Source organism: Desulfatibacillum aliphaticivorans DSM 15576, assembly GCF_000429905.1.
Taxonomy (GTDB): domain Bacteria; phylum Desulfobacterota; class Desulfobacteria; order Desulfobacterales; family Desulfatibacillaceae; genus Desulfatibacillum; species Desulfatibacillum aliphaticivorans.
Map to the genome: position 1 here is coordinate 42,079 of NZ_AUCT01000006.1, position 15,603 is coordinate 57,681.

Annotated in this window: 16 protein-coding genes; 10 read left to right on the forward strand and 6 right to left on the reverse strand. The window is 54.9% G+C overall.

The features are described 5' to 3' along the window. The 4 genes from cobS to cobT are packed head-to-tail and all read left to right on the forward strand — an operon-like array spanning nt 1 to nt 3,924. Nucleotides 1-768, forward strand: a complete 768-nt coding sequence (gene cobS, locus G491_RS0106450; RefSeq protein ID WP_248635332.1) for an adenosylcobinamide-GDP ribazoletransferase — start codon at nt 1-3, stop codon at nt 766-768. Beyond that, entirely contained in the window at nt 765-1,865 is a 1,101-nt protein-coding gene (locus tag G491_RS0106455) for an aminotransferase class I/II-fold pyridoxal phosphate-dependent enzyme (RefSeq protein WP_028313989.1), read from the forward strand. Before cobS ends, G491_RS0106455 begins: the two co-directional genes overlap by 4 nt. Continuing rightward, a complete protein-coding gene (gene cbiB / locus G491_RS0106460; RefSeq protein WP_051327073.1) occupies nt 1,862-2,821 on the forward strand; it encodes an adenosylcobinamide-phosphate synthase CbiB in 960 nt (319 codons plus the stop codon). The genes G491_RS0106455 and cbiB overlap by 4 nt, the downstream gene beginning before the upstream one ends. A gap of 20 nt (nt 2,822-2,841) precedes the next feature. After that, the gene (cobT, locus tag G491_RS0106465) at nt 2,842-3,924 is read left to right on the forward strand and encodes a nicotinate-nucleotide--dimethylbenzimidazole phosphoribosyltransferase (protein WP_028313991.1); all 1,083 of its coding nucleotides are present in this window, start codon (nt 2,842-2,844) and stop codon (nt 3,922-3,924) included. 44 nt (nt 3,925-3,968) lie between these two features. On the opposite strand, the gene cbiR is transcribed toward cobT, so the two are convergent. Next, nucleotides 3,969-4,784, reverse strand: a complete 816-nt coding sequence (gene cbiR / locus G491_RS0106470; protein ID WP_051327074.1) for a cobamide remodeling phosphodiesterase CbiR — start codon at nt 4,782-4,784, stop codon at nt 3,969-3,971. Between the two features lie 275 nt (nt 4,785-5,059). On the opposite strand from cbiR, the gene G491_RS0106475 reads away from it, so the two are divergent. The 3 genes from G491_RS0106475 to G491_RS33475 all read left to right on the forward strand — a co-directional run bounded on the left by G491_RS0106475 (nt 5,060) and on the right by G491_RS33475 (nt 8,662). After that, the gene (locus G491_RS0106475; RefSeq protein WP_028313993.1) at nt 5,060-5,353 is read left to right on the forward strand and encodes a rhodanese-like domain-containing protein; all 294 of its coding nucleotides are present in this window, start codon (nt 5,060-5,062) and stop codon (nt 5,351-5,353) included. Nucleotides 5,354-5,425: 72 nt separating this feature from the next. Further along, a complete protein-coding gene (locus G491_RS29705; protein WP_035218020.1) occupies nt 5,426-5,869 on the forward strand; it encodes a rhodanese-like domain-containing protein in 444 nt (147 codons plus the stop codon). 33 nt (nt 5,870-5,902) lie between these two features. Further along, complete coding sequence (locus tag G491_RS33475; protein ID WP_051327075.1) at nt 5,903-8,662, forward strand: hybrid sensor histidine kinase/response regulator; 2,760 nt, start codon at nt 5,903-5,905, stop codon at nt 8,660-8,662. A 361-nt stretch (nt 8,663-9,023) separates the two neighbouring features. Here G491_RS33475 and G491_RS29715 read toward each other — a convergent pair whose 3' ends face one another. Further along, on the reverse strand, nt 9,024-9,302 hold the full coding sequence (locus G491_RS29715; RefSeq protein ID WP_028313994.1) for a hypothetical protein: 279 nt from the start codon (nt 9,300-9,302) through the stop codon (nt 9,024-9,026). Between the two features lie 80 nt (nt 9,303-9,382). Here G491_RS29715 and G491_RS0106495 point away from each other — a divergent pair, with 80 nt between their 5' ends. Then, complete coding sequence (locus G491_RS0106495) at nt 9,383-10,327, forward strand: hypothetical protein (protein WP_028313995.1); 945 nt, start codon at nt 9,383-9,385, stop codon at nt 10,325-10,327. 113 nt (nt 10,328-10,440) lie between these two features. After that, nucleotides 10,441-11,049 carry a hypothetical protein gene (locus G491_RS0106500; RefSeq protein ID WP_028313996.1) on the forward strand — a complete coding sequence of 203 codons (609 nt, stop codon included), beginning with the start codon at nt 10,441-10,443 and terminating at the stop codon, nt 11,047-11,049. Nucleotides 11,050-11,077: 28 nt separating this feature from the next. Here the strand turns inward: G491_RS0106500 and G491_RS0106505 are convergent, their stop codons facing one another. Together G491_RS0106505 and selD are read right to left on the reverse strand one after the other, a co-directional pair. Next, entirely contained in the window at nt 11,078-11,899 is an 822-nt protein-coding gene (locus G491_RS0106505; RefSeq protein WP_028313997.1) for a DUF4405 domain-containing protein, read from the reverse strand. 123 nt (nt 11,900-12,022) lie between these two features. Next, a complete protein-coding gene (gene selD, locus G491_RS0106510; RefSeq protein WP_428829354.1) occupies nt 12,023-13,051 on the reverse strand; it encodes a selenide, water dikinase SelD in 1,029 nt (342 codons plus the stop codon). A gap of 276 nt (nt 13,052-13,327) precedes the next feature. On the opposite strand from selD, the gene G491_RS0106520 reads away from it, so the two are divergent. Beyond that, complete coding sequence (locus tag G491_RS0106520) at nt 13,328-13,999, forward strand: transglutaminase-like domain-containing protein (protein ID WP_035218022.1); 672 nt, start codon at nt 13,328-13,330, stop codon at nt 13,997-13,999. Between the two features lie 97 nt (nt 14,000-14,096). On the opposite strand, the gene G491_RS35840 is transcribed toward G491_RS0106520, so the two are convergent. Both G491_RS35840 and G491_RS0106545 read right to left on the reverse strand, forming a co-directional pair. After that, nucleotides 14,097-14,396 carry a hypothetical protein gene (locus G491_RS35840; protein ID WP_028314000.1) on the reverse strand — a complete coding sequence of 100 codons (300 nt, stop codon included), beginning with the start codon at nt 14,394-14,396 and terminating at the stop codon, nt 14,097-14,099. Between the two features lie 684 nt (nt 14,397-15,080). Next, nucleotides 15,081-15,590, reverse strand: a complete 510-nt coding sequence (locus G491_RS0106545; RefSeq protein ID WP_028314002.1) for a nucleoside deaminase — start codon at nt 15,588-15,590, stop codon at nt 15,081-15,083. Between the last annotated feature and the right edge of the window lie 13 nt (nt 15,591-15,603).

Genomic DNA, 15,603 nt, shown 5'->3' on the forward strand with positions numbered 1-15,603 from the left:
ATGGATTTAAAAAAGCTGCTTACAAACTCTCGTTTTATGGAACGCCTGCGCGGATTGCGCGGCGCCATGCAGTTTCTCACCACCCTGCCTGCGGGCGAGATTGAATATTTTGACGCCTCCGTCATGGTGGCCTGGTTTCCCGTGGTAGGGCTGATCCTGGGCCTTATCACGGCTTGCTTTGATTTTTTGGCGCTGAACGTCTGGGCGCCCTCTACGGTTGCGGTTTTGGACGTAGTCTTGCTGGCGGCTCTTTCCGGCGCCTTGCATCTGGACGGGCTCTCCGACGCCGCCGACGGCTTGTTTTCCCACCGCCCCCGGGAGCGCGCCCTGGAAATTATGAAGGACAGCCGCATCGGCGTCATGGGCCTGGTGGCCGTGGCCGCCTGCTCGGGGATCAAGTGGGGCGGCCTGTCAGGCCTGGAGCATCACCGGTTTTTAGCGATTATGGCGGCGCCGGCCCTGGCCAGGGGCGGCATGCTTTTCGGCATGAAGTTTTTGCCCTACGGCAGGCCCAGCGGCACGGGCGGCTCGTTTTTTGAAAAGCCCCTGCCCACGAAAGCCTTCTTTCCTATGGCGATCCCCGTGTGTTTGTGCCTGGGTATGGGCGCGGCCGGGGTGATGACCATTGCGGCCTTTGCCGTTTCCACATTCACCCTCCTGGCCTTTTACAAAGCCAAGATGGGCTGCATCACCGGCGACATGTTGGGCGCCATGAACGAAGTGAACGAGGCTTTGGCTTTGCTCATGCTGTCAGGAGCTTGGACATGATTGTAGGACACGGCGGAAACATCGCCGAAGCAGCAGCAAAAATGGGGCTGAAGCCCTCCGATATCATGGATATGAGCTCCAACACCAACCCCCTGGGGCCCATGCCCGGCATGCTGGACTATTTGAAGAATTCCATGGACTGCTCCGTAAACCTGCCCGAGGCGGATGCGGGGTCGACAACGCAGGCTTTCGCGGATTTGCACGGTCTGGACGCAGCAAACGTCCTGGCTGCGGGCGGCACCACCCAGTTCATCTACTCCCTGCCAAGGATTTTTTCCTCTGGCAAGGCGTTGATTTTAGGGCCGACTTATTCGGATTACGCCGACGCCTGCCTCATGAACAACATGCCTTTCGCCCGGGGCTTTTCAGAACCGGGCGGCAGCTTCAAGCACGATCCAGCGGACATCGCAAGCGCCGCCAAGGACAGCAACCTGGTCTTTTGGTGCAACCCCAACAACCCCACGGGCGACCTGTACACTCCGGACGAAATCCGATGGACGGCTGAAAAGCGGCCCGAGACGGTATTTGTCGTGGACGAGTCGTACCTTCCCTTTGTCCGGGATTATGCAGACTATTCTTTGGCAAAAGCCAAGCTGGATAACGTGATTGTGTTGAGCTCCTTTTCGAAAATATTCAAAGTTCCCGGCCTGCGGATCGGCTTTGCCGTCGCCCCCCCAAGACTGAAGGAAAAACTGGCGTCCTATCAACTCCCTTGGAGCGTGGGAAGTCTGGCCCAGAAGGCGGTTTCGTTCGCAGCGGATAATTATGAAGATGCCTTGGCCTATGTTGAAAAAACGGCCGGTTACACGGCCCGGGAGCATAAAATCATGGAGGGAAGGGCGGCCTCGGCCAAAGGCCTGACAGCCTATCCCGGCGCTGCGCCGTTTGTGCTTTTTAAGCTGCCCGAAAGATCGGACGCCCAAGCCGTCTGGAAAGGCATGCTGGAAAATCGCCTTTTAATTCGGAACTGCGCCAATTTTCAGGGATTGGGTCCGGCTTACGTCCGCATTTCCCTGAAAGATCCCCAATCCAACGCCAAGGCAGTGAACCTGCTGGCCTCCCTGGCGAACGATTTCATAGAAAAGGAAAGCGCATGACGCCCGAGTTGCCCCTGCCTTTGTGGCAGGCCCTTATCATCGCATTCATCCTGGACATGATCCTGGGCGATCCTCAGGGCATGCCCCATCCCATCCGCCTTATGGGCCGGTTGATCGAAGGCTGGGAGCCGCGTTTCCGGCGTCTGCCCATCCCCACGGTCTGGGCCGGGGCTTTGTTCACGTTATGCCTCGTGGCCCTGGTTTGGATCTCCGCCTGGCTGGTTTTGGCCGCGGGCGCGGCCATGCATCCCTGGTTGGGCGCCGGCCTGGAAATAATCATCCTGTATTTCAGCATCGCCCCCCGGTGCCTGGACAAGGCGGCTTACGCCGTGGAAAAGCCCCTGCGCCAGGGAGACGCTGAAAAGGCCCGGGCCGAGCTTTCCATGATCGTCGGGCGGGAGACCAAGGATTTAACGCCTACTCAGATGTCCCGGGCGGCCGTGGAAACCGTGGCGGAAAATTTTGTGGACGGCGTGCTGTCGCCTTTATTCTGGATCGCCGTGGGAGGCGCACCGGCGGCAATGGCGTTTAAGATGACCAGCACCCTGGATTCCATGGTGGGCTATAAAAATGAGCAGTACATCCTGTTCGGCAAGGCCTCGGCCCGGTTGGACGACGTCGCCAATTTTATCCCGGCGCGCCTTTCCATCCCCATCATCGCTCTGGCCGCCCGATTGCTTGGCCTCTCGCATAAGGCTGCATTTAAAACAGCCGTACTGGAGGGAAAAAACCATAAAAGCCCCAATGCCGGATTCCCCGAGGCCGCCTTTGCCGGCGCTTTGGAAATCCGCTTGAACGGTCCGGCCGTGTATCACGGCGAGTTGGTGGACAAGCCCTTTTTAGGAGAAAAATTCGGCGATCCCGGAGCGGAGCACATTACAAAGGCGCGGCGCCTTATGCTGGCCTCGTCTTTTCTGGGATTGCTTTTCGCCGTCTTAGCAGCGGCGGTATTTTAAATAATCAAAGGAGTTTAGCAGTGGAAACAAACATCAAAAACCTTCAGGACGTTTTGGATAACATCCAGCCCATTGATGAATCCATGGTGGAGCAAGCCATAGAGCATACAGCCAGGCTGGCCGTGCCGCCCAGGGCTTTGGGCCGGTTGCATGATATTGGCGAGAAGCTGTGCGGAATTATGGGCTCCCAGGACCCGGACGTCGCCTCCAAGGCCGTGATCGTCATGGCCGGAGACCACGGCATTGTGGACGAGGGCGTGAGCGCCTTTCCCCAGGAAGTCACCGGAGAGATGGTCAAGAATTTCCTGGCGGGCGGCGCGGGCATTAATTGCCTGTGCAGGCACGTGGGCGCCAAGGTGATCGTGGTGGACATGGGCATGAAGGTGGATCCCATGGCCTTGGGACTGGAAACCGGCGGCATTTTCTTTTCCCACAAGATCGCTCCGGGTACGGAGAACTTCGCCAAAGGCCCGGCCATGACCAAAGAACAGGCGGAAAAGGCCATCCTGTGCGGGTTTGAAAGGGCTTCCGCGCTGATAAACGAAGGCGTGCAAGTGCTTGGCACCGGCGACATGGGCATTGGAAACACCACTCCATCGGCGGCCATCGGCGCGGTATTGACCGGCGCCAGCCTGGACGACATGACCGGCCGGGGCACAGGCGTGGACGACGAAGGCCTCAAGCGTAAAAAAGCCGCCATCCAAAAAGGAATCGACGTGAACCAGCCCAATCCCAAAGACGGCCTGGACGTTTTGGCCAAGGTGGGCGGCTACGAAATCGCGGGCATAGCCGGGGTCGTTCTGGCTGCCGCCTATCACAAAAAGCCGGTGGTCATTGACGGGTTCATTTCCACGGCGGGCGCTTTGATCGCCCATGCTTTATGCCCGTTGGCCGGGCAGTATATGTTCGCCGGGCATTGCTCGGAAGAGCCGGGACACAAGCTCATGCTGGATCATCTGGGCCTTACGCCCATCCTGGACCTGGGCCTCAGGCTGGGCGAAGGCACCGGCGGGGCCTTGGCCATGAATATTCTGGAAGCGTCGGTCAAGGTTTTCAAGGAAGTCCTGACCTTTGAACAGGCGGGCGTGACCAATAAGGAATAGACGCCTCCGGGAATGGGAGCAGGTTGCCAGCAAACAGGGCTTGATCAAGCCTTGTTTGCATAAGGCCGGAGCACTTCCAGGGAACGTTCCAGATGCCTTTGGGTGAAAATTTCAAGGGTTAAAACCCTTTCCGGCTGACCGGGCCTGTTAATGCGATTCATCAGATCATCCAGCAAGGCGGGGACCGCATGGGAGATATCCGTGTGGTCATGGCCTTCACGCACCCCATGCAGATGGAGTATCCTGGCTTTGTGCAGATATTTGTCCAGGTGCTCCTCCACGTTGTATCCCCCGATGATCAAATGGCCTATGTCCAGGCAGACGGACAAGTCCAAGTCCCAGACCACGCTTTCCACCATGCTGAAGGGGTAGTCCAGGGTTTCGATGCAGATGTCATGCGGCGCCGCAAGGGGAAAAATCTCCGTCAACGACTTGACGTGCTGATCCACCCACAAAGCCGGATCGTCCACGGGGTTTTGTCCCCGCCTGTCCCCGTGCAGATGGCATACATAGGCGAAAGGGTCGCAGGGCGCCATGCGGTCGATCACCCGCTTGATTTTTTCCACCGAGGATTTGCGCACGGATTCATCCGCGCTGCCGGTCCAGGTGTCCAGGGGCAAGTGGACGGTGTATGTCAGGTCGTTATCCTGGGCCATTTTTTTGAGTTCGCGAACTTGATCGGGCGTGGGAATATTGGACAACTCGTCCGATTCAAACAATACCAGTTCAACGTCGTCAATCTTGTCCGCCAGAAAAGCAATATTAGGCAAGACGTCATCGGGTATGATATAAGAAGTTGTTCCCAAGCGGAACTCAAAGGCTTTTTTTAACGAAATGTTTTTTGCGTCAGCGTAGCTCATGTTATTCTTTCTATGTAAAAAATTACCGCTCTCCAAAGCTGCTTTTATTGCTACCCCGAAATTCGTTCCCGGTAAAGGCAATTCTTGCATTTTTTTGTCCTTGAAAAAAAGACGGACGTTCGCTTTTAATCTCTTTGTTTTACTCCGGATTCCATGCATCCGAAAAAAGCCTTCCCGGTATGGTGCTTGCATAACTTTAAATGGGTTTTTCCATGGAGAAAAACGCTTGCTTTTACTGACTTAGGGCGCAAGAGCTTTTATTTAAGGAGGTTTGGATGCAAAGATTGGTTTGGCTGCTTATTTTTCTTTCCCTGTTCGTTTCTTTTCCCGCGTTCGGCATGGAGCGTTTCAAAATTGTCACCACGGAAGAGATGCGCACCATGCTTCAGCAGAGAGAAGAGGGGAAGATCGACTTTTTGTTGGTGAACACCTTGGACAAATTGTTGTTCGACAACGAATCCATCCCCGGCTCCATCAACGTTCCCTGGGCCAGTGTGGATAAAGCCGTGCACCGCCTTGGGACCGACAAGGATCATCCGATCATCTTGTATTGCAAGGGGTATCGGTGAGTCTTTTCCTACAAGACGGCGGTCGCCCTCAAAAAACATGGGTTCACGAATATACGCATCTATAACGGCGGCTTGAAAGACTGGGAAAAGTCCGGTTACGAAATTGAAGTCAGGAACCCCCTGCCGCAATATGACGGCAAATACATGGACGCCCAGGAACTGGCGGCGCTTATCAGCCGGGCTGAAACCCAGGGGTGCAAGGACCCGGACGGAAATCCTTTATTCACCCTTTTGGATTACAGAACCGAACTGGCGAATAATTCCGGCGAAAACATGCAGGTAATTAAAACCAATTGCCCCAAATTGATCATGCACTTGGACGATTTCGCCGATCCCGTCCAAAGAGGCCTGATACCGCGCAAAGGGCTGGTTGTTCTGGTTTGCGAGACGGGAAACCGCGATCCCTTTGCCATGCGCTACTTGCACAGTCACGGATATGACAATGTGGCCGGGCTTCGGTTTGGCATGCGCGCCTGGATCAAGGAGGATTACGCCGTGGAAGAGTATCAGTATTAGTTTTAGATGAGGCAAAGCGCTGGAAAGCAGATAATGGCCGAAAATTCAGAAAAATCGTTAAAAAGAGCTTTATGGACCGGGATCAGCGTGATTTTCGTCATATTTTTTCTTTTGGCGGCGAACTACTGGCTGACCACCCAATCCAACAAGTCGTTTGAGGATCTGTACAACATTTCAGGCTCCAAGGACTCTTTTTACGCTCTGACTCTGAGCGAGGACATCGCCCTGGGAGATCCTTCCCACCACAAGGACGTTGATTCCAAGCTCACGACCCTGGAAGCCCAATGCATGCAATGCCACGATTCCAGGCATCAGAACGTCCTGCTCAAACGAAAGAAGTTGTTTCAGGAATTGTACGATGTCACCAGGAAGTCGGAAAACTCCTATTTTCTGGTGCGCGAGCGGTTTATGGATCTGTTGGCCAGCGTCAAATACATCCACCAGCATCACATTGTGTATCTGCGCAACATGGTGGAAAAGGGGGAGTCCTCCCCCGGCTACGGCGTTGAGGACGATTTTAAAAGGAGCTCCGCCCATTCCGCTTCCGAAGTGGATATTTTGGACGCCGCCTCGGCCATTCGCACCAGCCTTTTCGACGCCTTTGGGATCTTTCACGCCCTGGAGCAGGGCCGGCAGGTTTTTGAAGTGGAAAAGGCTTTTAAAAGCCGCATAGAAGCCTTTTACGCGTCGGTGAACACCTTCGAGGACTACTCCCTGGACGCCCAGGACGGCATTTTGGTGGAAGAGCTTTTGCAAATGGGGAGAGGGTTTGAGGATTCTTTCGGAAACCTTCTTTTGATGGAAACCCGAAAAAGAGAACTGCAGCAGCGGCTTGAGGTGGAAAGCCTCTCCATTAAACAGCTTTTGGGGGATCTCGCCTCCCATTTCGCCCAACGGTACGAGGACTCCAAAAAAAACACCCGCCTGCTTCAGCTTGCAGCTTTGGGGATCGCCTTTGTCTTTGTGTTTTTGAATTTTCTCATCGGCAGGAGGATTACCCGGGAAACCCACCGCATCGCCATGGAAACCATCCGAATCGGTCAGGACATTTCTTATCAGATCCCGCTGGGCGACAAGACGTTCCAGGAGTTTGACATTGTGTTGCGTACGTTGAATTCCATGGCCGGGCGATTGCACAGCAACCTCTTGCGCCTGGAAAAATCCCGGGAGCATCTGGAGGAGGCGGTGGAGGAGCGCACCCGGGAATTGAAGCTGGCCAACGCCCATTTGATCGATGAAATGGCGGACCGGCGCAAAGCTCAGGTGGCTTTGGCTGAAAGTGAAGAGCGGTTAAAGAACGTGGTGGATCACATTAGCGCCGGCATTATCATCATCGATGCTGACACCTATCGCGTGGTATCGGCCAACCCCTTCGCCCAAAACCTGTTGGCGCCCGAAGGGGAGTCCCTTGTGGGCAGAAATTGGCAGGAGCACGTGGACGCGTCCGACGCCTCGTCTTCTCCCGGAAATCGAACGCGTATAGGCGGCTACGAGAAAACCTTGCTGGATATGCAAAATAAGCCGGTGCACGTCCTTTCCACGGTCATTCCCCTGGTTCTTGACCGGAAAAACCACCTGCTGGAAAGTTTTATCGACATTCGCCAATTGCGGGAAGCCCAGGAAAAGCGCAGGGATCTGGAAACCCAGTTGGAGCGCTCCCGCAAGATGGAGGCCATCGGCACCCTGGCCGGCGGCATCGCTCATGATTTCAACAACATCCTGGCGGCTATCATAGGCTACTCCGAACTGGCGGCTTTTGATTTGCCCGAGGACCATCCTTCCCATGCGCATATTCAGGAGGTGTTGAAAGCTTCCGAAAGGGCGAAAAGGATCATCAAGCAAATTCTTGCTTTCAGCCGCAGGAGCGAGCCGGAGCAATCCCTGATTCGTTTGGAGGAGATCCTGGACGAGGTTTTGACTTTGATCCGGGCCTCCTTCCCCAGTTCCATTGAAATCCGTAAGAAAATTTTTTGCGAGAACGACCGGATTATGGGGGACTCCACCCAGCTTCATCAGGTCTTTATGAATCTGCTTACCAACGCCCGGCATGCGGTTTCGGAGGAAACCGGCGTGGTGGAGGCGGCCGTGGAATCCGTGGACGTCACAGATCATGCGTGGGCCACAAAGCATTCCATCATTCCCGGGCCGTTCTTGAAGATTTCCATCACGGACAACGGTCATGGCATGGACGAGGTGACCCTGCAAAGAATATTCGACCCCTATTTTACCACCAAGGAAAAGGGCAAGGGCACAGGCATGGGCCTGGCGGTGGTGGAAGGGGTGGTCACCAGCCATTTCGGGACTATTACGGTAGACAGCAAGCCCGGCCGCGGCGCCACCTTCGCCATCTGGCTGCCCGCCATTGAAAAAGGGGAGGAAACCGCGATTCATGGCGATGAAACCATCCAAACCGGCGCCGAGTCCGTGCTTTTTGTGGATGACGAGGAAATGCTGGTGAAATTCGGAGAGCGCATGCTTTCCGTGCTTGGTTACAAGGTTCAGGCGTTCACGGACCCCCTGGCGGCTTTGGAGGCCTTTCAGGAAAATCCCAAGGGCTTTGACCTGGTTGTTACGGACCTCACCATGCCCGGCCTCTCGGGAGACAAGCTGGCGTCTGAAATCCTCAAGATCCGGCCTGACATCCCCATAATTCTGGCCACGGGATACCCCAGGAGCTTCACGCAGAAAAGGGCTCTGGAAATCGGCATACGCTCCGTTTTCCTCAAGCCCTTCCTCGCCACTGAGTTTTCCCTGGCCATCCGGAAAGTGTTGGATGGACAGCCTGATGCCTGATCAATGGCTTTGAAGCAGGTGGCAGACCATCCTGAAAAGCGTATTGACCCTGCGGGGATGACGGGCTGCTAGGGGAAAGAAAGTTAAGGCGACGGAGTTTTATTTGTTGGGTTTCGTTAATACGCTTTTGGCTTCAGGCGTTGCTCCCGGCGCAAAGATAAAAGCCCCGTTGGAAAAGATTCTTTAAACTCTTACTAACCTATTATTTTTATGGATAAAACATTGGTTGGATAGAGCGAAGACAGGATGCTATTCTGCTGAGAAAATGCGTCTTGATCAGATGCATCAAAAGGCTGGTATCACGTTGCGAAACCCAAGAAAAAAGGGCGGCCGCCGCGCACCCACTTAACCCCGCAAGGCCTTATGGGCAGTTGCTTTTCATGAAATCCTGGAACCAAACCTGGTCGCGGACATTGTCCAGATCCCTGTCTGTGGATATATGCTTGCATGAAGGCAGTGCGCCAGCCTCAATCGAAACATTCAGCCATTGTCGGCATCCGTCAAAATCCTTTTCCAAAGCGCAGATGCAGACCATGTCATAAGCGCCCGAGCCTGTTTGAATGGACTCGGCCCTTGGAGCTTTTTTCTTGGCTTGCTCCACCAGTGCCGGATCAGGGTTGTTTTCCCGCAAGCCTGTCATTATGATTTCTGGCCTTGTTATTGCATACTTGCGTGCAAGGGGCCTTTGATGATATTCGTCTGACAAAGGAGATGCAAATATTGGCCGGGAAAAACGGAAGAAAAAGCACCATCATTCTCATCCACGGGCGAGGACTGAAGCCTCCCAGGCAGGATCTGGAAGCCGCCTGGAAGGACGCCCTGCATTTCATCATCAAAAGGGACCACCCCTCCCGTCTGCCCTTGCTGGAAAAGGCCCACATCGACTTTGTTTACTACGGCCACTATTCCAATAACTTCCTCAACGGGAGCAAGCCCGTGCCTCTTAACCCCAGGGACCGATCCGAGGTCATGGAGAGGCTGACGCGTTACCGGGCCAATGAGTTCACCGAGGCCAACTTCAAGGGACTGCCCGGATATCCTCCCCGGGGGGACCGTTTTTCCCACGGCCTGGGCTCCTTCGCCCAGAAGCTGCACCTGGGGACCCGATTGGTGGAACTGGCGGCCAGGGACATCAAGGAGTACTGGGACGACAACGTGCGTTTTGGCAAGAAAGTCCGGTTCAAGCTCATGGATCCCATCCGGGAGGCCATGGACCGGGGCGACCGGATTATGGTCATGGCCCACAGCCTGGGGACGATAATCGCTTACGATACATTTTGGCTCCTATCCCGGTGTGAAAAATATGCGAACACGCGCTACGCCCATTCCAAAATCGATTTTTGGCTGACCATGGGCTCCCCCCTGGCCGAAGACACGGCCATGCAGCATCTCCAGGGCGCCGATGCCGAGGGCCTGGACCGCTATCCTTCTAATGTCCGCAAGTGGCTGAATTTATGCGCCTATGAGGATTATATCTGCGGCAGAAGATGCATGGCGGAAAAGTTTCAGCCCATGGTGGAAAGCGGCTTGTCCGAGTCCATCGAGCAAAAACGCATCTATAATCTGGCTATTCGGGAAGGCAAATGCAGCCCCCACAATCCCATGGGATACCTGATTCACCCCGAAACCTCCCACGCTCTCAGCCGGTGGCTTTCCGGCGACTGATTTTTTCAAAAAAGGCGCCTTGCCGTTTGCATCCTCCTATGAATTCGGGTAAGCATTTGCAGACGCCGATCCATATTCCCCCGGCGTAAAAACACGGAAAGGCGTTTAGTAATATGAGTTCCTACAACAAAGAGCAGGCCGTGACCCTGGAAATTATCCGCCAATATTTTTCAGGCCCCGGCGATAGAAAACAGGCCCTGCTGGAAATCATCCGGCCTTATCTGGAATTCCGTAAAAGGACGGACCTGTTTCTGGAAGAGCATTTCGCGGATCTTTGCACGGCCAAATGCTACCAGAGCAACCTGTCCGCGTGCTGCTCCAAGGAAGGCATTGTGGCATTTTTCGCCGACGCCGCCGTCAATGCCGCGGTTTCCTCCGAAGAAAGCCTGGATCGCATCGCCTCCGTCACATCCCGCCCCAATACGGGCATGAAATGCGTGTTTTTAACCCCCGAAGGATGTTTGTGGAAGGTTAAGCCCATCGTTTGCCAGATGTTTTTGTGTACCACGGCCGAAAAGCAGGTGTTCGGCGGAAATCCAGATCTGCAGGAGGAGTGGAACAGGCTGGAGGCGGAGAAAAAGACTTTCACCTGGCCGGACAAGCCCGTGCTTTTTGACGAGCTGGAGAAAATTTTCATGGACCAGGGCTATCAATCCCCCCTCATGTACTGCCACAACAGCCCCGGCCTGATGATGGTGAAAAAAAAGGCGGGGCTGCTGTAAACCGCCCCGCCTTTGGTATCTGACTTTTTTATTTTACCGTTTCTTTCATCAAATCGTACAAATCCAAGGGGCCCATGTTGTTGGCTTCGGCCGCTTCTTTCAGGGTCATGGAGCCTTTGATTTCCAGGCCCTTGTTGCGCAAATGCTGAATCACGGCCATCCTGTCCAGATTGTACTGGACGCATATATCCTTGATGCTCATGTTGCCTGTTCCGGGAGCAGGGGAGGGAGGCAGGCCCTGGCCCGGCTCTATGTCGGGGGCGGCGGATTTCATGGCCTCGTATACCTGTTGCGGCGTCAGGTCATTAGCCTCGCCGATCTCTTTTAGCGTCTGGCTTGAATTCTCCGCGGATAAGCCGGCTTGACGCAGGGCTTCCAGGGCTTTGTCCGCATCCATCCCCATTTTCTGGGCGAATCCCTTCAGGGGCGAAAGCTCCGCGTGTCCGTAAGGCGGCTCCCCGTATTTGGCGGCGGCCCTGTCCTTAAAGCCTTCCCCAATATCCAGCACCGTGGAAAAGGGCGGAATTTCCATCCAGGTTCCCAAGGCCGTGACCAGGACGATAATCAGCGCAATGTTGAATTCCTTGGTGAATATTTTCAGCTTGCGCGCCTTGTCCTTCATGTATGCGGTGAGGGGCTTCCAGTTGTAATAAATATGCAGGCACAAAAAAATCAGGAATAAAAACCCCAGGTTGATATGGATGGCGCCCCATTGCTCCTTGGTAAGGCCCCACAATTTCCAGTTGGACCAATAGGCTACCCGGCCTTGGGGAACGATATACAGGATAATGCTGGTTAAAACTGTAAATAGAAAAGCCAGCAGGGACGTGAGGGACGTGATTCTTCGCATCTAAAACTCTCCGCTGTGGGTTTGAGTCAATTAAAGCCTTAAGAAAGAAAATAAGGCCCTTTAATTGATAATCAATATCAGCCTATGACGTTTTTAGGATTAAATGGCCTTCGAAGCCAGGCGTCAGGCCTTGTTGCTTACGATTTCCAGGCTTCCTGCCGTGCATCTGCCGCCCACTTCTCCGGCGATCACGGCGAAGAGTCCCTGATCGTTCATGGCTGAGACGTAATCCCTGGCCATGGCAGGCGTCATGGAAACAAGCAGGCCGCCGGATGTTTGGGGGTCGAAAACAAGGTCCGCCTGGACCTGCTCCACCGAGGGATGGATTTTTGTGTAATTCTCGCAGAATTGCCGGTTGGCGTAGGTTCCGGCGGGCAACAGGCCCATGGAGGCCAGCTCCAGGGCTTTGGGGATGAACATGGCTTCATGGGCGAAAAGCGTGACCGACAGATTGGAGCCCTTGGACATTTCCAAAGCGTGGCCGGCCAGGCCGAAACCCGTAACGTCCGTGCAGGCGTGGGGGGCAAAGGTATGCATGATTTCTCCGGCCCTGCGGTTGAGCGTTCCGGAAATCTCGATAAGCAGGGATTCCGACTCCTGGAAATCCACCTGGCCCTTGACCGCCGTGGCCAGGACGCCGGTCCCGATGGGCTTGGTCAGAACCAGTAAATCTCCTTTTTTAACGTTGGCATTGGTCAGGATCTTGGAGGGATGAACCACGCCCGTGACCGACAGGCCGTACTTGAATTCCTTGTCGTCCACGCTGTGGCCTCCGGCAAGGGCGACGCCCGCCTCGGTCATTTTATCCAGGCCCCCGCGCAGGGTTTCCGTCAGCACGGAATTGGGCAGGTCGCAGACCGGAAAGCACACGATGTTCATGGCGGTCAGGGGGCGGCCTCCCATGGCGTACACGTCCGACAGGGAGTTGGCCGCGGCGATCTGGCCGAAGTGATAGGGAGAGTCCACAATAGGCGTGAAAAAGTCCAAAGTCTGCACCAAAGCAATGTCCGGCGTCAGACGAAACACTCCGGCGTCGTCGCTGGTGGAGGTTCCCACCAGCAAATCAGGATGCTTTTGGTCGGGCAGTCCGGCCATGACGTCTTCCAGGTCCCCCGGACCCAGTTTAGCCGCTCAACCCGAGGATCTGACCATTTCAGTCAGACGAGGCGGGTTTTTGATGTCTTCCTTGCTCATTGTCGCCTTTCTTTGTCTCCCTGCTTCAAGCGGACATCTTACAACCGGGGCTTGCTAATGTCAAAAACAAAGCCGCATTCACGGGCTTTCACGGCTTTCATTGCCCCGCACGCGCTTTTCCGGTACGATGTTCGGGAATCAAGGAGGGGGTTCATCTATGCCTTCCGTTTTTGTTATTGATTGTATGTATAAATACTGGCCTTGAATCGAATTGAAATAAAGGATTTGCTCCCCATGGATGAAAAATACCTGAAGCCCACCGCCATTCTGGATTCCGATCACCCCCTGGTGCAACAATACGCCCGGGAAACCGTCGGAGACGAAACCGTCCCGGTCAAAAAGGCCGTGCTATTATTCAATAAGGTTCGGGACCATATTGTGTACGATCCCTATACGCCGTTCCATCGCCCTACGGACTACCAGGCGAGCAACCTTATCGAACGGGGCAGGGGATACTGCGTGTGCAAGGCCTGCCTGTTGTGCGCCTTGGGCCGGGCCGCCGGAATTCCCACTCGCCTGGGATTCGCAACCATCCGCAACCAGGGCGCCACCCAGGCGGTCATCGACATGCTAGGCTCCGACCTGTTTGTATATCACGGATTCGCCGAATTTTTCCTGAACGGAAAATGGCTCAAAGCCACTCCGGCATTCGATCAGCCCGTGTGCGATAAACACAATATTGATCTTCCCCGGTTCGACGGCGAGCACGACTGCATCTTCCCGCCTGAAAACAGGGCGGGCGAGCCCTACGTGGATTATGTGGAGGATTTCGGATCAGACCACGACCTGCCCCTGGATAAGCTCATCCAAGCCTGGGAAAAAGTCTACGGCAGGGAACGCATGGACCTGTGGATCCAAGCCCTGGAATCCCCGGAGGGCATCGAATCCTGGCGCCCCCGGCATTGAAAAAAACGAAAAGAATAAAAAGCGAACTGCAAAAGATTTTTTGCCTCCGGCGGTCAACTGCAAAAGAGCAGAAAAACATGCCTCCGGCGGCAAACTTTTAAAAAAGTTTGATCAAAACTTTTAAAATGGCGCTGCGCGCAAAGAGTGAGGAGTTTATAAACCCAAGTTCCCGGTTTGTGTAGTGGCGCCGCTTGCTGCGACCGCGCAAGGGTGCTACCCTGTTAATCCCGAACGCAGTTGCCGGGAATCCACCAGCCTTTTTAAAGTCATCCTGGAATCTTCCCAATATCTGGAATCTTCCCAATATATTGTAGTGACAGGCCCCCGTGCCTGTCTGTTTTTCGTCCGTCATTCCCGAGAGCAGTTGCCGGGAATCCACCAGCCTTTTTAAAGTCATCCTGGAATCTTCCCAATATCTGGAATCTTCCCAATATATTGTAGTGACAGGCCCCTGTGCCTGTCTGTTTTTCGTCCGTCATTCCCGAGTGCGGTTTATCGGGAATCCAGTGTCTTCTTTGGGGCGGCCTTAGCAAGGCTTTTTTTGCCTGGGTTCGCAGAACAAAAGGTGCGACCTAAGAATCCTCCTGAAATCTTAAAGGTCGGCGGGCGACAGGCCTTGATTGAGGCCTTTTTCCCTCGTTCCCACGCCGCAAATGGAAAACGTCGGGTCGCTGCGCACGGACGGCATGAATTTAAATTGTTATGAGCCCGGATAACGTCTTTCCGATTCAAATTCCACGTTTCAGCTCCGCGTGACCCGACCTACAACATATCGGAATTTATGGAGTTTTGTTGCGGTTGTGCGGATTGGGGAGCGCTTGCGAAACCCACCAAGTCAACCGTTCAGGCGGTTGTAGGGCGCCGCTTGCTGCGCTCGCGTTCGCATAACAGATCCGAAGCATCGCCCAACTCTGCAAACAATTCCCGGGGCAATGCAGCCGCGCCCCCCCCCTGTGGGCGCCTTGCCTCGTTACGCCCGAAAAGTCCAATCTGCCATTGAATGAAAACGCACCAAAAAAGCCCGTCATCCCCGCAAGGAAGATCCGCTTTTTCAGGATCGCCCGCAAGCGGGGACCCAGCGTCATTCTGCCTCCTGCTCCAAGGTGTATTTCGCCAACAGGCTGTCTTTCCAGTAGTGGTTGTCTGGCCGGGAGAAAAAGGCTTTGAACAGCGCCAGGCTTTGGCTTCTGCCCACGTGGGGCGTGATTTCCACCTTGGCGTCCCGGTACAGGGGCGGGAGCGTGGAGCGGTCCAGGGCGGTTGCGCCTCCCATGGCGTCTTCATAGGCGTAAACGATTTTCGTGATGCCGTGGATCATCAACGCGCCGAAGCACATGAGGCAGGGCTCCATGGTGCAATAGATGGTCACTTCCGAGGGCGGCGGGGCGTTTTCCATGTTTTCGAACCGGGCCATGGCCACCATTTCCGCATGCTCCAATTCCCCGGTTCCTCCGGCGGCCACGCCGACTCTTGCGCCTTGGGCGATCACCCGGCCGTCGTGCACCAGGACGCATCCCACGGGAAACTCTCCCGCCTCCAGGGCTTGTCGGGCCAGTTCCAGGGCCTTGTTCATGAATTGCATGTGATCCATCTTCAACGTTTAC